General features: G+C 36.6%; 25 protein-coding genes. All 25 read right to left on the bottom strand.

The features are described 5' to 3' along the window. Window positions 1-28: 28 nt before the first annotated feature. The 25 genes from fliF to MHI40_RS06010 all read right to left on the bottom strand — a co-directional run bounded on the left by fliF (window position 29) and on the right by MHI40_RS06010 (window position 23,281). Entirely contained in the window at window positions 29-1,618 is a 1,590-nt protein-coding gene (fliF, locus tag MHI40_RS06130) for a flagellar basal-body MS-ring/collar protein FliF (RefSeq protein ID WP_340761920.1), read from the bottom strand. 59 nt (window positions 1,619-1,677) lie between these two features. Then, window positions 1,678-1,983, bottom strand: coding sequence for a flagellar hook-basal body complex protein FliE (fliE, locus tag MHI40_RS06125; RefSeq protein WP_340761919.1), 306 nt, complete (start codon window positions 1,981-1,983; stop codon window positions 1,678-1,680). Window positions 1,984-2,002: 19 nt separating this feature from the next. Further along, on the bottom strand, window positions 2,003-2,464 hold the full coding sequence (gene flgC, locus MHI40_RS06120; RefSeq protein WP_340761918.1) for a flagellar basal body rod protein FlgC: 462 nt from the start codon (window positions 2,462-2,464) through the stop codon (window positions 2,003-2,005). Between the two features lie 2 nt (window positions 2,465-2,466). Further along, window positions 2,467-2,859 (bottom strand): flagellar basal body rod protein FlgB, encoded by a 393-nt coding sequence (gene flgB, locus MHI40_RS06115; RefSeq protein WP_340761917.1) that lies wholly within the window; start codon window positions 2,857-2,859, stop codon window positions 2,467-2,469. A 286-nt stretch (window positions 2,860-3,145) separates the two neighbouring features. Then, window positions 3,146-3,925 carry a GTP-sensing pleiotropic transcriptional regulator CodY gene (codY, locus tag MHI40_RS06110; RefSeq protein ID WP_093535166.1) on the bottom strand — a complete coding sequence of 260 codons (780 nt, stop codon included), beginning with the start codon at window positions 3,923-3,925 and terminating at the stop codon, window positions 3,146-3,148. An 84-nt stretch (window positions 3,926-4,009) separates the two neighbouring features. Further along, a complete protein-coding gene (gene hslU / locus MHI40_RS06105; protein ID WP_340761916.1) occupies window positions 4,010-5,401 on the bottom strand; it encodes an HslU--HslV peptidase ATPase subunit in 1,392 nt (463 codons plus the stop codon). Next, window positions 5,398-5,946 (bottom strand): ATP-dependent protease subunit HslV, encoded by a 549-nt coding sequence (hslV, locus tag MHI40_RS06100; RefSeq protein ID WP_093535170.1) that lies wholly within the window; start codon window positions 5,944-5,946, stop codon window positions 5,398-5,400. Before hslV ends, hslU begins: the two co-directional genes overlap by 4 nt. Window positions 5,947-5,965: 19 nt before the next feature. Further along, window positions 5,966-6,865, bottom strand: coding sequence for a tyrosine recombinase XerC (xerC, locus tag MHI40_RS06095; protein WP_340764406.1), 900 nt, complete (start codon window positions 6,863-6,865; stop codon window positions 5,966-5,968). 65 nt (window positions 6,866-6,930) lie between these two features. After that, complete coding sequence (gene trmFO / locus MHI40_RS06090; RefSeq protein ID WP_340761915.1) at window positions 6,931-8,241, bottom strand: FADH(2)-oxidizing methylenetetrahydrofolate--tRNA-(uracil(54)-C(5))-methyltransferase TrmFO; 1,311 nt, start codon at window positions 8,239-8,241, stop codon at window positions 6,931-6,933. A gap of 15 nt (window positions 8,242-8,256) precedes the next feature. Beyond that, the gene (gene topA / locus MHI40_RS06085) at window positions 8,257-10,332 is read right to left on the bottom strand and encodes a type I DNA topoisomerase (RefSeq protein ID WP_340761914.1); all 2,076 of its coding nucleotides are present in this window, start codon (window positions 10,330-10,332) and stop codon (window positions 8,257-8,259) included. A gap of 111 nt (window positions 10,333-10,443) precedes the next feature. Beyond that, window positions 10,444-11,325 carry a DNA-processing protein DprA gene (dprA, locus tag MHI40_RS06080; protein ID WP_340761913.1) on the bottom strand — a complete coding sequence of 294 codons (882 nt, stop codon included), beginning with the start codon at window positions 11,323-11,325 and terminating at the stop codon, window positions 10,444-10,446. Between the two features lie 267 nt (window positions 11,326-11,592). After that, complete coding sequence (gene sucD, locus MHI40_RS06075; RefSeq protein ID WP_093535178.1) at window positions 11,593-12,495, bottom strand: succinate--CoA ligase subunit alpha; 903 nt, start codon at window positions 12,493-12,495, stop codon at window positions 11,593-11,595. Window positions 12,496-12,513: 18 nt separating this feature from the next. Next, window positions 12,514-13,674, bottom strand: a complete 1,161-nt coding sequence (gene sucC / locus MHI40_RS06070) for an ADP-forming succinate--CoA ligase subunit beta (RefSeq protein ID WP_093535180.1) — start codon at window positions 13,672-13,674, stop codon at window positions 12,514-12,516. 116 nt (window positions 13,675-13,790) lie between these two features. Further along, window positions 13,791-14,090 carry an EscU/YscU/HrcU family type III secretion system export apparatus switch protein gene (locus MHI40_RS06065; protein ID WP_340761911.1) on the bottom strand — a complete coding sequence of 100 codons (300 nt, stop codon included), beginning with the start codon at window positions 14,088-14,090 and terminating at the stop codon, window positions 13,791-13,793. Continuing rightward, complete coding sequence (locus MHI40_RS06060; protein ID WP_340761910.1) at window positions 14,087-15,946, bottom strand: hypothetical protein; 1,860 nt, start codon at window positions 15,944-15,946, stop codon at window positions 14,087-14,089. The genes MHI40_RS06065 and MHI40_RS06060 overlap by 4 nt, the downstream gene beginning before the upstream one ends. 4 nt (window positions 15,947-15,950) lie before the next feature. Next, a complete protein-coding gene (locus tag MHI40_RS06055) occupies window positions 15,951-16,721 on the bottom strand; it encodes a ribonuclease HII (protein ID WP_093535731.1) in 771 nt (256 codons plus the stop codon). 138 nt (window positions 16,722-16,859) lie between these two features. Next, the gene (gene ylqF, locus MHI40_RS06050) at window positions 16,860-17,711 is read right to left on the bottom strand and encodes a ribosome biogenesis GTPase YlqF (RefSeq protein WP_340761909.1); all 852 of its coding nucleotides are present in this window, start codon (window positions 17,709-17,711) and stop codon (window positions 16,860-16,862) included. A 13-nt stretch (window positions 17,712-17,724) separates the two neighbouring features. After that, the gene (gene lepB, locus MHI40_RS06045) at window positions 17,725-18,288 is read right to left on the bottom strand and encodes a signal peptidase I (protein ID WP_340761908.1); all 564 of its coding nucleotides are present in this window, start codon (window positions 18,286-18,288) and stop codon (window positions 17,725-17,727) included. Window positions 18,289-18,574: 286 nt separating this feature from the next. Then, the gene (rplS, locus tag MHI40_RS06040; RefSeq protein ID WP_093535190.1) at window positions 18,575-18,919 is read right to left on the bottom strand and encodes a 50S ribosomal protein L19; all 345 of its coding nucleotides are present in this window, start codon (window positions 18,917-18,919) and stop codon (window positions 18,575-18,577) included. A 138-nt stretch (window positions 18,920-19,057) separates the two neighbouring features. Continuing rightward, window positions 19,058-19,786, bottom strand: a complete 729-nt coding sequence (gene trmD, locus MHI40_RS06035) for a tRNA (guanosine(37)-N1)-methyltransferase TrmD (protein WP_340764403.1) — start codon at window positions 19,784-19,786, stop codon at window positions 19,058-19,060. Continuing rightward, window positions 19,786-20,304, bottom strand: a complete 519-nt coding sequence (gene rimM / locus MHI40_RS06030; RefSeq protein WP_093535192.1) for a ribosome maturation factor RimM — start codon at window positions 20,302-20,304, stop codon at window positions 19,786-19,788. Before rimM ends, trmD begins: the two co-directional genes overlap by 1 nt. 664 nt (window positions 20,305-20,968) lie before the next feature. After that, a complete protein-coding gene (locus tag MHI40_RS06025) occupies window positions 20,969-21,202 on the bottom strand; it encodes a KH domain-containing protein (RefSeq protein WP_093535194.1) in 234 nt (77 codons plus the stop codon). A gap of 14 nt (window positions 21,203-21,216) precedes the next feature. Continuing rightward, a complete protein-coding gene (rpsP, locus tag MHI40_RS06020; RefSeq protein ID WP_093535196.1) occupies window positions 21,217-21,489 on the bottom strand; it encodes a 30S ribosomal protein S16 in 273 nt (90 codons plus the stop codon). Between the two features lie 93 nt (window positions 21,490-21,582). Further along, on the bottom strand, window positions 21,583-22,938 hold the full coding sequence (gene ffh, locus MHI40_RS06015; protein WP_340761907.1) for a signal recognition particle protein: 1,356 nt from the start codon (window positions 22,936-22,938) through the stop codon (window positions 21,583-21,585). A 13-nt stretch (window positions 22,939-22,951) separates the two neighbouring features. Next, entirely contained in the window at window positions 22,952-23,281 is a 330-nt protein-coding gene (locus tag MHI40_RS06010) for a putative DNA-binding protein (protein WP_093535200.1), read from the bottom strand. Window positions 23,282-23,325 lie beyond the last annotated feature (44 nt).

The following is a 23,325-nucleotide window of genomic DNA, read 5'->3' as shown; positions in this document are numbered from 1 at the left end:
AGGCTTTAACTTTATTTTTGGTATAAAGTCAATCCTCCGCTATCCAAGTACGTAATAACTTCGCAAATTCTTCTGGCTTATCTTTCGCCATTTTCTCTAATTGTTTTCGTCTAAGAGTCGATTCTGTTTCTTTTTCTGTGTTAATATCATCGACATTAAATTCCTCACGTTGTTCTTCTAGAATAATCATTTCTTCCTCATCGGTTTTTCTAGAGCGAAGTAAGGATACTACTAATAGAATTATTGCAACAAGTAGAATTCCACCTATTACATAAACCCACCAAGGAATAGCTGATTGTGTATTTGCTACCGCAGTAGATTTCCCATTAAATGGTTGTACTGATACGACAATTTTTTCTTGTAGTAATTCCTCTGTCAATTCTCCTCCTGCTTCTTCATCTATAGAAGTGCGGATGATTGTTGCAAGAATTTGTTCTATATCCTGTTCTACACCGTCAGGCATAGTTGTTACATCTTCTGGATTAGGTGGTTCCACCATAACCTGAATGCCTATGTCTCTAATTTTATAAGGACTTTCAACTATCTCTTTTTTAATTCGATTTACATCACTATTAATCGTATCTTCTAGTCGTTCATAATCTCCATTTGATGTGGAGCCTTCTACATAGTTCGTGAAATTGTCAGTTGCATCTTCTGTTGCCGGAGTACCTCCTGCTACAGGATTTTCACCAGTAAAGGTTTCAGAAATACGCTGTGCACTAATTTCAATTCCAGCCATATTTTCTTCATCAACAGGTTCCACTAGATTCTCTTCTCGATTTTCCTGTTTAAAATCAATATCTGTAGTAATCGAGACAACTACTTTATCTTGTCCCATCAAAGTACCTAACATCGTTTGAACTTGACGTTGTAAATCACGCTCAATTGTTTTCTTTATTGACATTTGATCGGTTACATTTGCACCGGCTGTATTTGCATTTGCTTGCTCTAAGTCAAAGTACTCTAGGTACTGATTTCTAATACTAATATCTTCTGCAGCTAAATTAGGAATGGACTTGGATACTAAGTTGTATAAGGACAAAATCTGTGAATCTGTAAATTTATACCCAGCCTCTGTATTCAAAATTATTGCCGCACTAGCAGTTTCATTGCTTTGTGAAAGAAATACACCTTCTTCCGGCAATGTAATCATTACTTGCGCTTCCTTTACTCCCTCGACACCTTTTATCAACTTACCGAGTTCTGTTTGCATAGAAGCTAGCTTTAGTACATTAAACTCATTATCAGTCATACCAAATCCAGCATTTTGAGAGAAGAAATTATAGTCAATCATACCTGATTGTGGATAACCCTCCGCAGCTAGTTGTACTAATAACGAATCCACTTGCTCTGCTGGTACTAGGATAGATGTCCCTCCTGGTGCAATTTCATTGGGAACTCCTTGTGCATCTAATGTTTCTTTAATACGTCCTATTTCAGATGGAGATACATCTGTATACAGCGGAACGAAGTTAACTTTATTCATCATTGTAGTAATAACTATCGCCAGAATAATAACAGCTAACAAACTGCCAATCATTGTCCCTTTTTGCATTTTAGTGCGACTTTTCCAAAAAGTTGTTACGTCGCTTGTCATTTTCTTTATACGTTCATTCATTATTATCCTCCGGTTATGGTGAATATTTTTGCCAAATCTATCGCGTTAACCGAAAGAGGTTAAACTTGCATACGCATAATTTCTTGATATGCCTCTACAACTTTGTTTCTAATTTCTAAGGTAGTATTTAATGTAATACTTGCTTTTTGAGAGGCAATCATTACATCGTGTAATTCGATATCGCCACCGTTTATAAGCTTTTCAGTAGCTACGTCGGATGCTTTTTGATTTTCATTTACGGATTGAATGGCTGTTTTTAAAAAATCGCCGAAGTCACCTTGTGCTTCTGAAGGACTTAGTTTCGAAGTTGGCGAAACTGGATTTATTTGTGAAGGATTAAATAATGAAACGGATTCTATTGCCATTTAAACTATACCTTCTTTCTTATTTACCTATTTCTAAAGCTTTAGACAACATTGCTTTGTTTGAATTGAAAACTGTTACATTTGCTTCATAAGATCGTGTAGCCGATATTAAATCCACCATTTCTTTTAAGGGATCAACATTTGGCATTTCCACATATCCATTTTCATCAGCATCAATATGTGTTGGATCGTATACTAATTTAAAAGGAGTTTCTGTATCTTCTTTTACATTAGTAACTTTTACTCCATTTCCAATGCTTCTATTGTCCGATGAACCCATGGCTACATTTAAAAAATTCGAAAAATTTCCATCGATTGGCTTCAATGTTACAGACTTTCTTCTATAAGCTTGCCATTCACCATTCACAAGTTTAGCTCGAGTAGTATCTACATTTGCCATATTAGAGGAAATTACATCCATTCTAAGCCTCTGTGCAGTTAACGCTGATGCTGTTGTATTCATACCGTGGAATATAGACATAATTAGCTTCCTCCCCTAACAACAGTTTGTAGCGTATTTAACTTACCACTCATTCGATCTATTAATGCATTATAGTAGATTTGATTGGTTGCTAGATTTGCTTGTTCTTTATCCATGTCTACGCCATTACCATTATGGTTATAGCTGTAATTTGAATAATTGAACACACCTGCTGTACTTGCCTTAGTTTCAAAATTAATATGCTTTGCTTGCGTTCTATTTGCAGAGATAGTGGATTGCTTAGCACTAGATAAAAATTCATTAAAACTGACGCTTTTCGCCTTATAGTTTGGTGTGTCGACATTTGCTATATTTTGCGCAATTGTCTTTTGTTTCGTCGCAGAAAAGTCTAAGCCTTTTTCTAAACTTGAAATAGTACCACTAAATATACTCATTTTTTTCACCTCGTTATTTAAATATTTCGACATAATTTTTAATAACTATCTTTGAATATCACAATAATCTAATTGTAATGATTATGTAACATTGTGTCTATTGATTTTTCATCGAATTAATAGGACTATTTTCCTTTTTATTTGATAAACATCGACATTATGTGTCAATTCTGGTCATGGTATAGGTTTCTATCATCAAAATAGTAAAAAACAACTATTTGTATTTGCGATTATCTTCCCATAAAAAAAACACCTTTCCTCATGATGAGGAAAAGTGTTTTAAAAATTATTTCATTTTAAGCTGAGCTAATTCTGCAAGAAACTTATCATTTAATACTTTGATATATGTTCCTTTCATCCCAAGTGATCTTGATTCAATAACTCCAGCACTTTCTAGTTTACGAAGTGCATTAACGATAACAGATCTTGTTATTCCAACACGATCAGCTATTTTAGATGCTACTAATAGACCTTCACTGCCATCTAACTCTTCAAATATATGTTCAATTGCTTCTAGTTCACTGTAAGATAGTGAGTTGATAGCCATTTGTACAATTGCTTTACTACGAGCTTCTTCTTCAATTTCTTCTGATTTTTCACGTAAGATTTCCATTCCAACTACTGTTGCACCGTATTCACCAAGGATCAAATCATCGTCTTCAAATTCTTGTTTCAGACGACCTAAGATTAGTGTACCTAAACGCTCTCCACCACCGATGATTGGAACAATGGTAGTTAGACCATCTTTAAATAGTTCGCGGTTTTCTTCAGGGAATACCGAGTGCTCACTGTATACATCTAAATTCGATGATGTTTCATCCACATGAAAAAGGTTTTTTGTATATTTCTCAGGGAATTGACGCTCTTCCATCATTTTAATAATACGTTCGTTTTCAATTTGTTGATAAACTTCAAAACCTAATAATTTTCCTTTTCTAGATACGATGAAAGCATTACTTTCAATTACTTCGCTTAAAGTAGCAGCCATTTCCTTAAAGTTTACTGGCTTACCAGCAGAAGCTTGTAACATTGAGTTAATCTTTCTTGTTTTCGTTAATAAATTCATGAATTGAATCCTCCATTTAATTTTCCTATTTATTTTAATATTCTAAAGGTTTTTAATTGTTTTAGATACTAATACGATTTGATTTTACAATATAAATTGAGATAAATCTCTATTTTTCACAATATTGTCAAGTTTGCCGTCAATATATGCAGGAGTAATCTGTATATGAGCAGGAGAAATGTCAGATGCTTCAAAAGAAAGCTCTTCTAAAATCTTCTCTAAAATAGTGTGAAGACGTCTCGCTCCTATATTATCGGTCTCCTGATTGACTTCATACGCAATCTCACCAATTCTTTCAATAGCTTCTTCTGAAAACGTAATAGTTACTCCTTCGGTTTCCAACAGAGCTTCATATTGTTTAATAAGTGATTGGCGCGGTTCTTTTAAAATACGGACAAAATCATCTTTTGTCAATTTTTCTAATTCTACACGAATTGGGAAACGACCTTGTAATTCAGGGATTAAGTCAGACGGCTTAGCCATATGGAAAGCTCCTGCTGCTATAAACAAAATATAGTCCGTTTTAACTGCACCATATTTTGTGGTAACTGTAGATCCTTCTACTATTGGTAGAATATCCCGTTGAACACCTTCACGCGAAACATCCGCAGAAGATCCTCCACTATTTTTACTTGCTATTTTGTCCATTTCATCAATAAAAATGATCCCTGTTTGTTCTGTCTTTTCTATAGCTATTTGAGCAAGTTCATCTTTGTCTATTAGTTTGTTCGCTTCTTCTTGCATTAATACTTTTCGGGCATCTTTTACTTTCATTTTACGCTTTTTCTTTTTCTTCGGCATAAGATTTGATAAGGCATCCTGCATATTCATGCCCATACTCTCCATACCACCTGGTTGTAGAGCATCAAATAAAGACGGAGTTTGTTCAACAACCTCCACAGTAATAAACTCATCCTCCAATTTACCATCTCTTAAATCTTCGGCAATTTGCGAACGTTTTAAACGTACATCTGTATCTTCTACATCTGTAGTATCTTCTTCCTTCCCTCCAAATAACGCTTCAAATGGATTGGAATTTGCGTTCTTTTTCTTCAAAGAAGGTACAAGTAACTTAACAATCGCGTCGTTCGCCAATCGAATAGCTTGGTCTTTCACTTCTTCCATCTTTTCTTCTCGAACAATTCGAATAGCTGCTTCCACTAAATCTCTTACCATAGATTCCACATCTCTACCGACGTAGCCTACTTCAGTAAATTTGGTCGCTTCTACTTTGATAAATGGAGCCTTCGTTAACTTAGCAATTCTTCTAGCGATTTCTGTTTTACCGACTCCGGTAGGTCCAATCATTAGAATATTCTTCGGAATCACTTCATTTTTCATCTCATCGTCTAATAATTGTCGACGATAACGATTTCGTAGTGCAACGGCTACTGCTTTTTTAGCAGCTTCCTGTCCAACAATGTATTTATTTAAATGCTCTGTAATTTGTTTTGGGGTTAAGTTAGCTTCTTTCATTCACCTAATACCTCCACAATAATTTGATGGTTTGTAAAAACACATATGTCTGCAGCAGTAGTTAGAGCCGCTTTAGCAATTTCTTCTGCCGTCATATTCTCACCTGCAAACTGCTTTAATGCTCTCCCAGCAGCTAATGCATAGTTCCCACCAGAACCGATAGCTAAAATACCATCATCTGGTTCGATTACCTCTCCAGTTCCAGAGACAAGTAACAAACTATTTTTATCCATCACTAGAAGCATTGCCTCTAATTGACGAAGCATTTTATCTCCTCGCCATTGTTTAGCAAGTTCAACTGCTGCTCTTTGTAAATTGCCGTTATATTCTAATAGCTTACCTTCAAACATTTCAAAAAGTGTAAAAGCATCTGCTACGGAGCCAGCAAAACCTGCTACAACTTGACCATTAAAAAGCCTTCTTACTTTTTTCGCAGTGTGTTTCATCACTACTTGGTTACCTAATGTCACTTGACCATCTCCGGCCATTGCTTGGCTACCATTGTGACTAACTGCAAATATCGTGGTTGCATGAATATTACCCATTTAAAATTACCTCCAATATTTACGCACGCGGATGCGCATTCATATAAGTTTTACGTAAATGCTCTTTTGTTACATGTGTATATATCTGTGTGGAAGATAAGCTGGAATGTCCTAATAGCTCTTGCACACTCCTAAGATCAGCACCATTATTTAATAAATGTGTAGCGAATGTATGTCTTAGCATATGTGGATAAATAGTTGAGTTCATCGAGGCTTTTTTCAACATTTGGTTCAAAATATATCTTACGCCATCTGTCGTTAAATGCTCTCCTCGACTATTGACGAATAAAAATGTATGGGAGGTTTTCTTCATCAGTTTTGGTCGACTATTTTGTAAATAATCATCTATCGCTGCTAAAGCAAAATCACCGACCGGGACATATCGTTCTTTTCTTCCTTTACCCATCACTCGCACGACTCCATAGCTACTATCTATATGACGCAGTTCAATCGATGTAAGTTCACTCACTCGTATCCCCGTCGCGTATAATAGTTCTAATATAGCAATATTTCGTACAGACAGAGAATCTGTTCCCTTATTTCCCTCAAACAATTGCACCATTTCTTCTTCATAAAAGAAATGAGGAAGTTTTTTTTCTCTTTTAGGATGAAACAAAGATTGAAACGCATCATCTCGAACATTATATTCTTTGTGTAGGAATTTATAATAAGAGCGAATGGAGGATATCTTTCTCGATATAGAGGTTCTCGCTAACTTTTCATCATATAACTTTGTTACATACAACCTTGCGTGAATATACTCAACTTCATTTAGATCCGTAACACCTTCATTGTTTAAAAAAGATAAAAACTGCTTTATATCTTTTTCATACTCCTGAACTGTATGAACGGAATAATTTTTTTCTAATTGTATGTATTGTATAAATGCATGAAGTTCTTCAAATCCAATAATGATTATCAACTCCAGTATAAACCATTGTAAAAGCCTCTAAAAGTATACAACTTTTAAGAGGCTTTTAGCAATTATAACGCAGTCTTTTTCATAAAATTTCGAATTGTCGTCAACGCTCGATTTGCCAATTGTTCTACTTTCACCTTTTTATCTCTAACTTTCGGCTGTAATTCAGGGAATAAACCAAAGTTGATATTCATAGGTTGGAAGTTTCTCGGGTTCGCTTCAGTAATATATCTCGCCATACTTCCAAGCGCTGTTTCAGGTGGAAATACGACTAATTCTTCCCCTTTTGCAAGCTTAGCTGCATTTATCCCGGCCAATAACCCACTACCAGCTGACTCCACATAACCTTCTACACCCGTCATTTGACCAGCAAAGAAAATTTGGTTATTTGCTTTTAACTGATAAGTTGGTTTTAGAACATATGGCGAATTAATGAACGTATTACGATGCATAACTCCATAACGTACTATCTCTACGTTTTCAAGACCAGGTATTAACTTCAGTACTTCTTTTTGTGGTCCCCATTTCAAGTGTGTTTGGAAACCAACAATATTGTAAAGTGTTCCTGCACCGTCATCTTGACGAAGCTGAACTACTGCATAAGGACGTTGACCAGTTTTAGGATCTTCTAAACCTACAGGCTTCATCGGACCAAATAATAATGTCTTTCTCCCACGTGCTGCCATCACTTCTACTGGCATACAGCCTTCAAAGAAAATTTCTTTTTCAAACTCCTTTAAAGGCACAACTTCCGCAGCTATTAGTGCATCATAAAAACGATTAAATTCGTCCTCCGTCATTGGACAATTGAGATATGCAGCTTCGCCTTTATCATATCTCGATTTTAGATACACTTTATCCATATCTATACTATCCTTTTCAACGATAGGAGCAGCTGCATCATAGAAATACAAGTAGTCTTGGCCAGTCATGTCTTTCACTTTTTCAGCAAGAGCTGGAGAAGTTAATGGACCGGTTGCTATTACCGTTATACCTTCTGGAATTTCTGTTACTTCCTCATTGACAATTTCGATTAGCGGATGATTACGTATAGCATCTGTAACTCTACCCGAGAAATCATGTCTGTCCACAGCAAGAGCACCTCCTGCAGGTACACTACTGTTATCTGCAGATTGTATAATAATAGAGTCCAACATACGCATTTCTTCTTTAATAACGCCTACAGCATTAGTTAAGTTGTTAGCTCTAAGCGAATTGGAGCATACCAGTTCAGCAAATTTGTCCGTATGATGCGCAGGAGTTTGTTTAACAGGGCGCATTTCGTAAAGACGTACTTTTATACCTCTTTTTGCAATTTGCCACGCTGCCTCACTTCCTGCTAATCCTGCACCAATAACGTTTACTATTTCAGTCATGTCGTATCCTTCTTTCTAACTTTGCGGATCTTCTTTATAATCACACGCAACACATTGTATTTGTATACCTTTTTTCAATTTCTTTTCCACTAACATTTCGTTACATTTCGGACATGGTCGACTTATCGGCTTGTCCCAAGAAACAAATTCACAAGTTGGATATTGGTTACAGCCATAAAACAAACGTTTTGTTTTACTTTTTCTTTCCACAATCTGGCCTTCCCCACATGCTTTACATGGGACCCCTATCTCTTTGATGATTGCTTTTGTATTACGACATTCTGGGAAGTTACTGCAAGCCATAAATTTACCATAACGCCCTAATTTATATACCATTGGTGAACCACAGTTTTCACAATCTTCTCCTGTTGGTTCATCTTTAATAACAATTTTCTCCATCTCAGCGTCAGCATACACGACACGCTTCTCAAAATCTTGATAGAAGCCATCAATAACTTCGACCCATTTTACTTGTCCCTCTTCTACACTATCTAAATCTCTTTCCATCTGGGCAGTGAACTCAATATCCAAAATTTCCGGGAAGAATTCAAATACTAGCTGATGGACGATTGTTCCAAGTTCAGTAGGAACAAAACGCTTCGTCTCTAATGCAACGTAACCACGTTTTTGAATCGTATCTAATGTTGGAGCATAAGTAGACGGTCTACCTATCCCTAATTCTTCTAATGTTTTTACAAGTCTTGCCTCTGAGTATCTTGGAGGAGGTTGAGTAAAATGTTGTTTCGGATCAATAGCCAATGCGTTAACTTTATCTCCGATTTCTAAAACTGGTAATAGCTTGTCTTTATCGTCGGTTTGATCATCTGAACCTTCCACATACACTTTCATAAATCCTGGGAATTTAACTTGGGAGCCATTTGCTCTAAAGTAAACTTCCCCATTTTTAAGGTCAACAGCCACTGTATCTAGTATAGCAGATTCCATTTGGCTAGCTATAAAACGTTCCCATATTAGTTTGTATAACTTTAGTTGGTCACGCGATAGAATCGCTTTTAGTTCACTTGGCGTTCTAAGTACACTTGTTGGTCGAACAGCTTCGTGGGCATCTTGTGCTTTTTTCGATTGCTTTTCTACTTTTTTTGTAGAAATATATTCAGATCCAAATTCGTTTTTTATATATTCTTGAGCTTCTGCTTTTGCACTATCCGAGATTCTTGTAGAATCAGTACGCATATAAGTAATCAAGCCGACCGTTCCTTGTTTTTTCCCTAGGTCGATTCCCTCATACAGTTGCTGTGCTAACATCATTGTTTTTCTAGCTCGGAAGTTTAATTTTCTTGCGGCTTCTTGTTGAAGGGATGATGTAGTAAAAGAAAGGGCTGGATTTCGTTTCCGTTCTTTTTTAACGACATTGGCAACTTCAAACTTTTTGCCCTTCATCGACTTCAGTACTTCTTTTACTTCTTCTTCATTTGAAAGTTTTCTCTTTTCTTTCTCACTTCCATAATAAAGTGCATCGAAGGCTTTCTTATTCTTGTCAAATTGTCCTTCAATCGTCCAGTACTCTTCCGGCGTGAAACTATTAATTTCATTTTCCCGGTCAATGATTAAACGAAGAGCTACAGATTGAACTCGGCCAGCTGAAAGGCCTTTTTTTACTTTTTTCCATAAGATAGGACTTATATTGTAACCTACAAGTCGATCCAAAATTCTTCTTGCTTGCTGGGAATCTACTAAATCCATATTTATTGGTCTAGGATGTTTAAACGATTCGAGGATTGCTTCTTTTGTAATTTCATTGAATACTACTCGACAATCTGATTCAATATCAACGTTTAATGAGTTAGCTAAGTGCCATGCAATTGCTTCCCCTTCTCTGTCGGGGTCAGCCGCGAGATAAATTTTCTTCGCTTTTTTGGCTGCTGTTTTTAATTCTTGTAGTACTGGGCCTTTACCCCTAATTGTAATATACTTTGGTTCGTAATTATTTTCTGTATTTACACCCATTTGACTTCTAGGGAGATCACGAACGTGACCAATCGATGCTTTGACTTTATATTTTTTCCCAAGATATTTTTCTATTGTTTTTGCCTTTGCTGGTGATTCTACAATTACTAAATAATCCGACATAAATTTCCCTCCTTATAGAAGGTAACTCGCTTTAATCTACAAAACAAATACCTGTTGCAAAATGTATAACAGTTTTCTTATAAAAGCAAGACTTTTCATTTTTTTGTTTTTTTATTTATTTAACTCTTCCAGTATTTGATGTCCATTCCACACAGGTTTCGCACCTTCCAATATAAGCAAATGCGGTCCTAGAGATAGCGGAGAAAGGATAGATCCCGGGATAGCAAAAATCTCCTTACCATTTTCTAAAGCATGTTCCATAGTAGAAACTGTACCACTCTTTTCTGTTGCTTCTGTGATAACTACGCCTTGGGAGAGTCCACTTATAATTCGATTTCTCATAGGGAAATTCCACTTTTGTGGAGTTATATACGGAGGATACTCTGTTAATAACAACTGACTTTTCTCCATATCGGTAGCTAACTTAAGATTTTGTTTAGGATAAACGTGAAAGAAACCTGTTCCTAGTACTGCAATCGTTTTTCCACCTAAACTCATAGTTATTTGATGGGCTAATGTGTCTGCCCCCTTTGCAAGACCACTAATAATCACATACTTTTCTTGTATTAAAGGAGGAAGTATTGCCTTAATACTTTCGGCCGAATAATCTGTTGCTTTTCTCGAACCAATAATTGCTAGTTTCTTAGAGTTCGTAAGTAGTTCTGTCTTACCTTTTAAATATATTACTGCAGGAGGGTCATACAAATCTAATAGACTTTTAGGATAGTTGGGATCAGAAAATAGAATGGGGATAATCGAGTGTTTTTTATACATTTGCAGCATTGGAATTTCGACAAATTCTAGGAATATTTTTTGGAGTTTAATAGCACGTTCGAGGGATATTTTACATAATTTCGCCAATTTTTGCGGGGGAATTTTTTCAAATTTCTCTAGTTCTGGATCATATTCTAATAGAGGAAATAGCTTATTTAATGGTACTGGAAACACATAATGTAAAGCTAAAAAGCGGTTAATAAACGGACTCTTACCCATTGGTTTCCTCCTTTTTTTGACAAGCGGGAGCGCCTGATTTATAAGTTATTGCAGGTTTAAAACTTTGTGTTGTACCGGATAATACGACACTTTTAAGGTATTCTACATACGCTAAAAGCCCTGAAATATATAAGTTTGATACTATTTCCGGAACTCTGAAGTTGCTCAAGGGAATCCTCACTAGAGTCAGCCTTTAGATCACCGAATAATCAGTTATATTAATTTTAAAAAATACGGCAGCACCATCCGATGCGCCGTACCTCTTTATTAATGTGTTTTACAAGAATCGTATATACCCGCTTCTTTAATCGCTTCGATTAAAGTTGCACCAATAACAGATGGAGTTGCTGCAACTTTCATACCAGCTGCTTCCATTGCTTTGATTTTTCCTTCTGCAGTACCTTGTCCACCAGAAATAATAGCTCCAGCATGACCCATACGTTTGCCTTCAGGTGCAGTTTGTCCACCGATGAATCCAATGACAGGTTTTGTCATATTTTCTTTAATCCATGCAGCTGCTTCTTCCTCTGCAGTTCCACCAATTTCCCCAATCATTACTGCTGCATATGTGTCAGGGTCATCGTTGAATTCTTTTAGAACATCGATGAAGTTTGTTCCGTTGACCGGATCTCCACCAATACCTACAGATGTAGATTGGCCAATACCTGCATCAGTTAACTGTAGAACAGCCTCATAAGTCAGTGTTCCTGAACGAGATACTACTCCTACATGACCTTTAGTGTTGATGTATCCTGGCATAATACCAATTTTACATTCATCTGCAGTAATAACACCTGGACAGTTTGGTCCAACTAGACGAGTTTTCTTACCTTCCATGTAACGTCTAACGTTAACCATGTCTAGCACTGGGATATGTTCAGTAATACAAATAGTCATATCTAAATCAGCATCAACAGCCTCTAAAATCGCATCTGCAGCAAATGGTGCTGGAACATAAATTACTGAAACATTAGCGCCAGTAGCTTTAACAGCATCTTCAACTGTATTGAAAACTGGTACTCCTTCTACTTCTGTTCCACCTTTACCAGGTGTAACCCCAGCAACGATTTTAGTTCCATATTCTAACATTTGCTTTGTATGGAAAAGAGCAGTTGAGCCCGTAATTCCTTGTACAATTACTTTAGTATCTTTATTAATATATATGCTCACTTTTTGTCCCTGCCTTTCTTATCCTACAAGATTAACGATTTTTTGAGCGCCGTCTGCCATTGAATCTGCAGCAACGATATTTAAGCCCGATTCATTCAATAATTTTTTACCTAATTCTACGTTAGTTCCTTCTAAACGAACGACAAGTGGAACTACTAATCCTAATTCTTTCGCTGCAATAATAACACCTTCAGCGATAATATCACACTTCATAATTCCACCGAAGATATTAACAAAAATACCTTTTACATTTTTATCAGAAAGGATGATTTTGAATGCTTCTGTAACTTTTTCAGCAGTCGCGCCGCCCCCAACGTCAAGGAAGTTTGCGGGTGATCCGCCGTAATAGCTAATCGTATCCATTGTTGCCATAGCTAGTCCTGCACCATTAACCATACAACCGATATTTCCATCTAAAGAGATATAGCTTAGGTCATATTTTGAAGCTTCAATTTCTTTTGGATCCTCTTCATCATAGTCGCGCATCTCTAAAATGTCTTGATGACGATATAGAGCATTTCCATCGAAGTTGAATTTTGCATCTAGTGCTAAAACATCGCCATCAGCAGTTACTACTAATGGGTTAATTTCAACGATTGAAGCATCTTTTTCTTTATAAACTTGATATAAACCAAGCATAAATTTAGCTGCTTTGTTCACAAGTTTAGCAGGAATGTTCATATTAAATGCCATACGGCGTGCTTGGAAGCCTGTTAATCCTACAACTGGATCAATTTCTTCATAGAAAAGTTTTTCAGGAGAATTTGCAGCCACTTCTTCAATGTCCATGCCGCCCTCTTCAGAGCCCATTAATGTTACACGTGAAGTTGAACGGTCTAAAACTAGACCCACATAATATTCTTTCTTGATGTCGCTTCCTTCTTCGATAAGTAAGCGTTTAATTTCTTTACCTTCAGGACCAGTTTGGTGAGTAACAAGTACTTTACCTAATAATTCCTTCGCGTATTCACGTACCTCATCTAAATTTTTAGCGATTTTAACTCCACCAGCTTTACCACGACCACCTGCGTGAATTTGAGCTTTAACAACGATAACGCTTGTTCCTAATTCTTTTGCCGCTTTAACTGCCTCTTCAGGTGAGAAAGCTACAATCCCGTTAGAAACTGCTACACCATATTGTCTAAGGAGTTGTTTTCCTTGATATTCATGGATATTCATCTTACATCCTCCAATCAAACTTATGTCAAGTAATTTACTACCCTTCTAATTGTATTAAAAGTGTCACATTTTGTCCACAAAAGTATAGCATTTGCGTAATACGACGAATATTCAGACTATGCGTCAGAAGATCTTATAGCATTTCCTTTTTCTTTATCTATTTTGTAAATATAAGCAAAGACCTCTGCTACCGCCTGATATAACTCCTCTGGAATCGATTGGTTTATATCCAATTGTCCGAGAAGTTCTACTAAACTTGCATCCTCTTGTACGGGAACATTAAATTCTTCGGCTCTCGCTAAAATATTTTCTGCTATTTTACCCTTTCCTTTTGCTACTATCTTCGGTGCATCATTAAGATTGGGATTATACGTTATTGCTACAGCTTCTTTTCGAGCATACCTTTCATCTTTCATATACGAATGTCTACTCCTTGTGCATCAAGCGCCTTTGATTTTGCCATCAAAGCCGATGTGATTTTTTGTTCCTCAAAGCTTTTTACGAATACTCCCGAGAGTTGATATCCTACCGATGATAACCCTTGCTTTAATATTTCTTTAAATTTATCTACAACTGGAACTAAATCCTTGTCATTGTTATATAAAGTAATCGAAACGACTCTATTTTGCACTTGCATATCTACAACAGTTTCTTTTAAAGTATCTAGCTGCAAATAAAACATAATCCTAGCAAAATCGGAGTCGATTTTACCGTCTTCTTTCATCCGACCATTCCACTCAAGTGTAGCATCCATTTTTTTACCTAGAAACTCTAAAGGAACTTGCATCAGCAACTGATGTTGCGGCCCATTTTCATTGGATAATATTTGTAATCCATTCATGCGTGCAAGCACTGTTTCTGCACTATCTCTCAATGCAGTAGAAATGGTCTGGTTTTGCATTAACTCCACAATTTGTGGCTTTAATTGAGAAGCTAGTTGTCTTATTTCCTCGCTATTATTTCCTAATTTTGCTTCATAACCGAATCCTAGAGATCGTAAGACATCTTTTATAGCGTGCTCAAATGCTTTTCCATCTAATTGTTGCATAACTTGTTGCTCTGCTTGAATGACCGTTTGAGTAAGTATATTACTGTTGGCAGGGTTTCTACTTATATTCGTTACATTTTGTAAATGTTGAGTTATAGCGTCTTCCGTGATGCCTTTCCCTAATAACGACACCAAGTGGTCCTTGGGAGTTAACCCATTTAAATCTTTTGTAAAAATTGCTTGCTGACTTTGCTCGGCAAATACTTTTGTCAATGCATTATTCACTAGCTGAAGTTGATTAGGTTGACTATTATTTTTCAGTAAATCTATCACTTCATTCTTTTGGGTGGTCGTTAATGAAGACTGTTGACTAACCCAACTACGAACTTGTTCTAACACTTGCCCCTTGTCTGTAGGAGAGGCTTGTTCAAGTTTTAATAACAATTCTCCAGCTGAATTTGCAATTGCCGGCTGACCAGTAATCGGGGTTGGATTCAAAAGGCTCGCAGTAGCTGGCAGCACATTGGATTCCTTTAACGTTTGTAGAATTGGTAAGCGTGATGATAGAGGGGATTGTTGGTTTTGAAGATTTTCTATCTGCTTACCTAGTATCGCTCCAGCAACTGGGCCATTAAATGGCTCTGCTAACTTTTGTATGTTTTGTAGGATATTATTTTTTAAACCTGGCATAACTGTTTGATCCTGCTGTAATTGGGTTTGTAGATTTTGAAGAATATTATGCATTCCATCCGTAGATTTCCCGCTCACTACTGTCTGGAGCATAGTAAAAGTTAAAGGCAGTTTCATATCGACTATTTTTTGGATAGCCTCGAGGGCACCTTTTAACGTTACATCTTTTGGCATTTGTTTTAATAATTGTTCTACTTGTACTAATGTATCTTTAGAAACCGGTAATTGTTGTTTTATAAAAAACTGCACAGCTGCTTGCATTTCAGTTGTTTTTGGTAAGTTCATTGCTTGTAATAATTGTTGGCCTTGTTGTGCTAACGTATTTCCTTGTGTGAGAGGCCCTGTAACTACCTTTAGTTGTAATTCAGGTGCTGATTTCTCTACTTGAAAAAAATGAGAATCCCCAGCTTTTAGTGGAGTCTCTAATTTTGCTATTACTTTTTGATTGCCAATTTGTACTTCGGCAGTTTGGTTTGGATACAATTTTTTAATCGTTCCATGAACTACTTGCCCTTCCTTCATAGGTGCTTGTAAAGAAGAAGTTATCCCGGAAGCTGCTGATGATTGAGTAATTGAAAAAGATGTGGAAGTCACGTAATCACCTCATTCTTAATATTGATTTAATCGGCTCAAATGATTTTCGATGGTGCTGGGTAGGACCATATTTCTCTATCATTTCGACATGTAACTTTGTACCATAGCCTGCATGTTTGTTAAATAAATACATCGGAAATTGCTCATGTAACTGATCCATGTATTCGTCTCGAGCGGTTTTAGCTAAAATAGATGCTGCTGCAATTGCCAAGCTTTTTGCATCCCCTTTTATAATAGAATGCGTTTCGATGTCAATAGGCAATTTCATCGCATCTACTAATACGACATTCGGTTTTTCTTCTAAGTTTAAAACAGCTTCTGTCATGGATTGTTTCGTTGCTTCATAAATATTCAACTGATCGATTTTTTCAACTGTTTGAAAGTGTATGCTGTACGCAATTGCATTTTGTTTAATCGCTATAGCTAGCTCATTTCGTTTAGTTCTAGAAACTTGTTTTGAGTCATCTAGGCCTATTAATTCTTTCGTATCATTTCGAAGGATTACAGCAGCTGTGACGACCGGACCTGCCAAAGGACCTCTTCCAGCTTCATCCACTCCCGCTACTAAACTCTTATCCTCCGAACAATAACTTCTATCGAAGGCTACTTTTTCTTCATGCGCCTGACGTTCTACTAGTAATTGTTGTTGTTTTCTTTTCCAACTTGTCCACAGTTTGCGTGCACCAATTCGTTCATCCTGCTCTAACTCCGTTATCCATGTTTCTAAACCTGTAGATTGCTCTAATTTTTCTTTTATCTCTTTTATACTTAACATCTCATTCACATCAGCTTTCTATCTCTTATTCTATGTATCGGCAATAATGTATAAAATTCAACAAATCCACTTCCATCTAACACTCTTTAGAAACGAGAAAACCCTTTTTACCATTTGGCAAAAAGGGTATCAGTAACATTAATATTCTTCCACAAAATCAAACGTTAACCTACCTAGATTTAGATTGCGCACATCTCGAACAACTAGTTCTGATACTTGATCGTAATCTATTTCGGTACCATTTCTATAACATCTTCTTAACTTGCCAATATGATCAAAAGTTTCTACTAAATCTTTGCTTACTTCTGTAATCTGATACCGTTCTTCCATCCGCTTTGGATAGTGGTCCTGCAAGAAGTTTAGACCATATACCGCTAAATCTTCCATATTAATAACGGCATCTTTAATAGCACCAGTAAGCGCAAGCTTATAACCAACTTGCTGATCTTCAAACTTTGGCCACAAGATACCCGGTGTATCTAACAATTCAATTTCTCTTTCTACTTTGATCCATTGTTGTCTTTTCGTAACACCAGGCGTATTACCTGTTCTTGCTATATTTTTCTTGGCAAAACGGTTAATCAGCGTGGACTTCCCTACATTCGGAATTCCAACAATCATTGCGCGAATTGCACGAGGTTTTATTCCTCTATCTCTCATACGGTCCCATTTAGGCTTTAAAAGCTCTTTTGCGGCCTTGAATACAGTTTGTAGTCCTTTTCCCTCTAGAGAGTTAATCGCCACTGCTGGATGTCCTTTTTCCTCGAAATAAGCAATCCATTTTTTAGTCTGCATTTCATCTGCCATATCCATTTTATTTAAAATAAGTAATCGCGTTTTTTGATGGATCACTTCATCTATCATTGGATTTCGAGATGATAGTGGTAATCGTGCGTCTATTAATTCAAACACGATATCCACTAATTTTAAGTTTTCGGTTACTTCTCTTCGTGCTTTGGCCATATGACCTGGAAACCATTGAATTGTCATCGTGCACCTCCTGTTACTTTATAAAACCAATTTCATTCAGAGGCCAAAAAACAATATTCGTATTACCAATAACTTCATCAATAGCGACTAGTCCAATATGTCGACTGTCTTTACTATATCTTCGATTATCACCCATAACAAAAATATAACCTTCAGGGATTATCTCCACATCGGCAGGAGTCCCTTCTATAGCGAAGTCCTCTGTTAGTGTACCGTCCGTTATTTCACTTTTATATTGATCTAAATATGGTTCATCTACTTCTTTTCCATTAACGTATAATTGATCATTTATAAACTCAACATGATCACCAGGTAGGCCTATTACACGTTTAATATAATTTTTTTGCTCTGGGGCATGGAATACTACTATGTCAAAACGATCTGGCTCACCAACCATATAGCCGATCTTGTTAACAACCATACGATCCCCATTTTCTAATGTGGGCATCATTGATTCTCCGTCTACTACGATAGGTGTGAATAAAAAGAAGCGAATTATCGCAGCTAGTCCAAAAGCAATTAATAAAGCTTTTGACCATTCCCATAATTCATTCTTTTGCTTTTTTGCTTGTTCCATTAACTTGCCCCCTTTGGTTATTCTCTTTATTGTACAAGGAAAACTCTTTTCAAGCAAAAACAAATATCCAATTTTCGTGGAGTTTGTATGATTTGTTTATTATGAACAAAAAGAAAATACCCTTTTAATGAATCTATTATATGCTCTACGGAAATCAGTAGTATTATTCACCCTTAAATGTTCTTCAAATCAGGTGTTCATGCTACATTGGATAATTTCTTATCTTCAAATAAAAAATGTTGTAGCAAAAGTGGAACCACTTTTGCTACAACATCTACTTTTGCTATTAACGACGTTCTTTAATACGAGCTGCTTTACCACGTAGGTCACGTAAGTAGTACAATTTAGCACGACGAACTTTACCACGACGAGTAACTTCTAAGTTTGCAATTTTTGGTGTGTGTACAGGGAATGTACGTTCAACACCAACACCGGATGAAATTTTACGAACTGTGAAAGTTTCGCTAATTCCGCCACCACGACGTTTAATTACAACTCCTTCGTACATTTGGATACGTTCGCGAGTTCCCTCTACAACCTTAACGTGAACACGAACTGTGTCCCCAGGACGGAATGTAGGAAGGTCTGAACGTAATTGTTCTTTAGTGATTTCTGAAATAATGTTTTGCATCATTTTCTCTCCTTCTGTAGAATGCTCTTACACACAGTTGCTGTTGCAGCGGAACACCCAAAATCAGTACTTTCCATAAAAGTACATAATAAAATATAACACACCTAATTACCGGACGCAATAATTATTATAAAATTACTATCCTTTAATTTCTTTTAATAAACATTCCTGTTCCGAGGTCAATTCTATTTGATCCAATAAATCAGGTCTGCGTGTGAACGTTCTATTTAAAGATTGTTGTTTACGCCATTTTTCAATTGCCGCATGGTTTCCAGACATTAAAACATCTGGAACTTTATAACCTCGATATTCAACCGGACGAGTATAATGGGGATGCTCTAACAAACCAGTCGAAAAAGAATCTTTTTCATGCGATTCTGCATTTCCTAATACATTAGGCAGTAACCTTACCACGCTATCTACCACAGTCATGGCTGCTAACTCACCGCCTGTTAATACAAAGTCCCCTATAGAAATTTCATCAGTAACTAGATATTCCCGAATTCGTTCATCGTAGCCTTCATAATGTCCGCAAATAAAAACAAGCTCTTGTTCCATAGCAAGCTCTTCCGCTTTTTTCTGCGTAAAACGCTCTCCCTGTGGACACAAAAGGATAATACGTCTATTTGTCCCTTGACTCGGCGGAAGTGCCTCTATGGCATTAAAAATAGGTTCTGGCTTTAATACCATACCCGCCCCACCACCATAAGGATAATCATCTACTTGATGATGTTTATTCCCTGAGTAGTCTCTAAAATTCACTACGTTAATTTCTACTTCATTCTTTTCTTGGGCCTTTTTCAAAATAGATGAGTTAAATACACCAGTAAACATTTCTGGAAAAAGAGAAAGAATGTGAATATTCATCATGACAGTAAACCATCCAATACTTCTATAGTAATTTTCTTATGTTCAATATCAATTGATTTGACTACGTCCTCAATATATGGGATATAGTGATCTTTTTTCCCTTGTTCTGGGTGTACTGTCCATACATCATTAGCACCCGTTTGAATAATTTCCGTTATAGTTCCAATGATTTCGCCATCCGTAGACTCTACTGTACAGCCTATAATTTCATGAAAATAGAACTCATTTTCTTCTAAATCTGAAAGATATTTTTCAGATACCTTTAAAATGGCATTACGAAATACATCTACATCTTTTAACAATGAATAACCTTCAAAAGTTAATAGATCAAAGTTCTTATGTCTACGATGACTTGCTACTTTAACCATAATTGGTTTAGAACCATCCGCTTTATGTAAAGCAAGTTCACTTCCAACCTCGTAGCGTTCATCTGCAAAGTCAGTCGTGGAGATTACTCGAACCTCTCCCCAAATACCATGTGTATTTACTATCTTTCCTACATTAAACCATTCCATTAAGATTACCTCCTAGTCAAAAAAAATTTAAATATGCCGTTGATTTCCACTCCGGTCGGACGCTTTCCGTGGGCACGGCTCGAGCCTATAGTCTCTCCCTCGTGCTGTCCCACTGGAGTCGCCGACCTGCGCTACATTCAACCATAACCACTTAATATAAGAAAAGTTGCATACAATGTCGTATTTTCTCTCAAATAATATAAATTGATTTCTGCATTCTTCATCTATTATTGGATAACATTTTTTAATTTAAAATAATTACAATTGATTTTAATTGATCGCTAAAAATTTGACCAATCTTTTTATTTTAGTGATAAACTATGCCCAATCTTTTGTGTAGTACTGCACATTAATTAATTGTAGTGCAAGGTGGCGACTCCAGCGGGAAGCGTTAGGCGAAGACCCCGCAGCGAAGACATTGGCCAAACTTTGTTTGGATAATGTCTTTGCGACGAGTAACCGCAGGAGCATATGTTTTCGAAGCGAGGAGGCTAAGGAAACGCCCGCGGAAAGTGTCCAGCTGTAACGGAAATCATGGGATTATTCATTCTAACAAGTTCCTTAAACAATTGTTAACAGGACATTTTTATATACGGAGCTACGCATATACTGAGTATAATGTTTTCTACCTATCAAAAAAGGAAGAACAAATTGTTCTTCCTTTTTAATCTAATATGTCGACATATGTTTTTTTCTTTTGGTGACTGCCTGCTGCTGAGTAAACAATTGTACGAATTGCTTTCGCGACACGCCCTTGTTTGCCAATTACTTTTCCCATATCTTCAGGATGAACAGAAAGTTTATAAACTATACGGTTTATATTTTCTTCTTTTTCAACCTTCACATTTTCTGGATAATCAACTATCGGTTTAACGATTGCTTCGATCAGCTGCTTCACATTGTCCCCTCCGATTATTTGCCGAGTTTTGCGTTATGGAATTTCTCCATAATTCCTTGTTCTGAGAACAAGTTACGTACTGTATCAGATGGTTTTGCACCGTCTTGAAGCCATTTTAACGCTAATTCTTCGTTAATTTTAACTTCAGCTGGTTTAGTAAGTGGGTTGTAAGTACCTACTGTTTCAATTTGACGACCATCACGTGGTGAGCGAGAGTCTGCTACTACAATACGATAGAAAGGAGACTTTTTAGCTCCGATACGTTTTAAACGAATTTTTACTGCCATTTTCATTGCACCTCCGAATAGTTTCACACAAGATAGTATATTATCAAGCTTTTATTTGTTTGTAAAGTGTTTTTTCTTAACACCCTATATTTTTTATTTAAATAATGAGTCTAGACCAGGCATTTTCATCTTTTTCTTGCCTTTTTGTTGCATATTGGTCATTTGTTTCATCATTTTTTTCATGTCTTCAAATTGTTTCAGTAATCTGTTTATATCTTGAATAGATGTACCAGATCCTTTAGCAATTCTCTTTTTTCTTGATCCATTAAGTATCTCGGGAGTTGTTTTTTCCTGCGTAGTCATCGAATAAATGATGGCTTCTACACGATCCATCTGTTTTTCATCTACCTTCGCATTTTCCAACCCTTTGATTTTACCTGCACCTGGTAACATTTTTAAAATTTCATCTAAAGGTCCCATTTGTTTCACTTGACCAATTTGCTCTAAGAAATCATCGAAAGTGAAACTTTGCGTACGGAATTTCTCTTCTAATTCCTTCGCACGTTCTTCATCGACATTTGCCTGAGCTTTTTCGATAAGTGACATCATATCGCCCATACCTAAAATTCTAGAAGCCATTCGTTCCGGATGGAAAGGCTCTAATGCATCCATCTTTTCACCCATCCCGACAAATTTAATCGGTTTTTGAGTAACGGAGCGAATAGATAACGCAGCACCACCACGTGTATCTCCATCTAATTTCGTTAAAACGACACCGGTAATACCTATAGCTTCGTTAAAATTATTTGCTACGTTGACTGCATCCTGACCAGTCATTGCATCTACAACTAAAAATACCTCATCAGGTTCTTTAATTGCGCGTATATCTTTTAACTCTTGCATAAGTGTCTCATCAATATGAAGACGTCCAGCAGTATCTATAATAACTACATCGTGATGTTCTTCCTTGGCTTGTTCTATAGCCTGCTTAACAATTTCAACAGGGGAAATATCAGTCCCCAATGCAAACACAGGTAAAGAAAGCTGTTTCCCGATAGTTTGCAGCTGTTGAACGGCCGCTGGTCTATAAATATCAGCAGCAACCAATAAAGGTTTTTTGTTGTACTTTTTACGCAGGACATTGGCTAATTTACCAGTAGTAGTTGTTTTCCCTGCCCCTTGCAAACCGACCATCATAATAACCGTAGGTGGTCTCGTAGAGAAAGAAATTTGACTTTGCTCTCCACCCATCAGTTCAGTCAATTCATCTTTAACGATTTTAACAACCTGTTGACCAGGCGTTAAACTTTTCATCACGTCTTGACCAACGGCACGGTCCGAAACATTTTTAACGAATTCTTTTACTACTTTTAAGTTAACGTCTGCCTCAAGAAGTGCATAACGAACTTCTCTCATCATTTCTTTTACATCAGCTTCAGAGATTTTGCCTTTACCTTTAATCTTCTGAAGTGTACCTTGGAGTCGCTCTGCTAATCCTTCAAACGCCATGCACGTTCGCCTCCTAATCCCATTCTTTTAATTGATTAATGAGTTGAATCAGTTCTTTTTCAGATGATTGATCTTCTACAAGAGAAAGCAGTTGTTCCACCGTTTCTTGTCTACGTTGAAATTTGGAAAACAGACTTAGTTTTTCCTCATACTCTTCTAACATAGCTTCAGTTCGACGTATATTGTCATATACAGCCTGCCTTGAAATAGTATATTCTTCTGCTATTTCCCCAAGAGACAAATCATCTAAATAATAAAGTTGCATATAGCTTCTTTGTTTATCTGTTAATAAAGCCTGGTAAAAATCGAAGAGAAAATTCATGCGAGTTGTTTTTTCAATCATTCCCATCTCTCCTTACCATATCAATTACAGCATGGGGTTATTAC

Source organism: Psychrobacillus sp. FSL H8-0510, assembly GCF_038008345.1.
In the GTDB taxonomy this organism is placed as follows: Bacteria; Bacillota; Bacilli; order Bacillales_A; family Planococcaceae; genus Psychrobacillus; species Psychrobacillus psychrotolerans.
Note: the sequence above shows the minus strand (reverse complement) of the source record. Positions and strands in the feature narration are given on the sequence as shown.

What these genes read in the sequence shown, in the direction of transcription:
- fliF (WP_340761920.1), bottom strand. Translation starts at nt 1,618, where the DNA reads ATGAATGAACGTATAAAGAAAATGACAAGCGACGTAACAACTTTTTGG.
- ffh (WP_340761907.1), bottom strand. Translation starts at nt 22,938, where the DNA reads ATGGCGTTTGAAGGATTAGCAGAGCGACTCCAAGGTACACTTCAGAAG.
- dprA (WP_340761913.1), bottom strand. Translation starts at nt 11,325, where the DNA reads ATGGGTAAGAGTCCGTTTATTAACCGCTTTTTAGCTTTACATTATGTG.
- ylqF (WP_340761909.1), bottom strand. Translation starts at nt 17,711, where the DNA reads ATGACAATTCAATGGTTTCCAGGTCATATGGCCAAAGCACGAAGAGAA.
- lepB (WP_340761908.1), bottom strand. Translation starts at nt 18,288, where the DNA reads ATGGAACAAGCAAAAAAGCAAAAGAATGAATTATGGGAATGGTCAAAA.
- MHI40_RS06010 (WP_093535200.1), bottom strand. Translation starts at nt 23,281, where the DNA reads ATGATTGAAAAAACAACTCGCATGAATTTTCTCTTCGATTTTTACCAG.
- MHI40_RS06055 (WP_093535731.1), bottom strand. Translation starts at nt 16,721, where the DNA reads ATGTTAAGTATAAAAGAGATAAAAGAAAAATTAGAGCAATCTACAGGT.
- hslV (WP_093535170.1), bottom strand. Translation starts at nt 5,946, where the DNA reads ATGGGTAATATTCATGCAACCACGATATTTGCAGTTAGTCACAATGGT.
- flgC (WP_340761918.1), bottom strand. Translation starts at nt 2,464, where the DNA reads ATGTCTATATTCCACGGTATGAATACAACAGCATCAGCGTTAACTGCA.
- flgB (WP_340761917.1), bottom strand. Translation starts at nt 2,859, where the DNA reads ATGAGTATATTTAGTGGTACTATTTCAAGTTTAGAAAAAGGCTTAGAC.
- sucC (WP_093535180.1), bottom strand. Translation starts at nt 13,674, where the DNA reads ATGAATATCCATGAATATCAAGGAAAACAACTCCTTAGACAATATGGT.
- trmD (WP_340764403.1), bottom strand. Translation starts at nt 19,786, where the DNA reads ATGAATATTCACATTCTTTCTCTTTTTCCAGAAATGTTTACTGGTGTA.
- topA (WP_340761914.1), bottom strand. Translation starts at nt 10,332, where the DNA reads ATGTCGGATTATTTAGTAATTGTAGAATCACCAGCAAAGGCAAAAACA.
- trmFO (WP_340761915.1), bottom strand. Translation starts at nt 8,241, where the DNA reads ATGACTGAAATAGTAAACGTTATTGGTGCAGGATTAGCAGGAAGTGAG.
- codY (WP_093535166.1), bottom strand. Translation starts at nt 3,925, where the DNA reads ATGAATTTATTAACGAAAACAAGAAAGATTAACTCAATGTTACAAGCT.
- rplS (WP_093535190.1), bottom strand. Translation starts at nt 18,919, where the DNA reads ATGCAAAACATTATTTCAGAAATCACTAAAGAACAATTACGTTCAGAC.
- rimM (WP_093535192.1), bottom strand. Translation starts at nt 20,304, where the DNA reads ATGGAATGGTTTAATGTAGGAAAGATAGTAAATACACATGGTATTTGG.
- hslU (WP_340761916.1), bottom strand. Translation starts at nt 5,401, where the DNA reads ATGAAAGAAGCTAACTTAACCCCAAAACAAATTACAGAGCATTTAAAT.
- rpsP (WP_093535196.1), bottom strand. Translation starts at nt 21,489, where the DNA reads ATGGCAGTAAAAATTCGTTTAAAACGTATCGGAGCTAAAAAGTCTCCT.
- MHI40_RS06065 (WP_340761911.1), bottom strand. Translation starts at nt 14,090, where the DNA reads ATGAAAGATGAAAGGTATGCTCGAAAAGAAGCTGTAGCAATAACGTAT.
- fliE (WP_340761919.1), bottom strand. Translation starts at nt 1,983, where the DNA reads ATGGCAATAGAATCCGTTTCATTATTTAATCCTTCACAAATAAATCCA.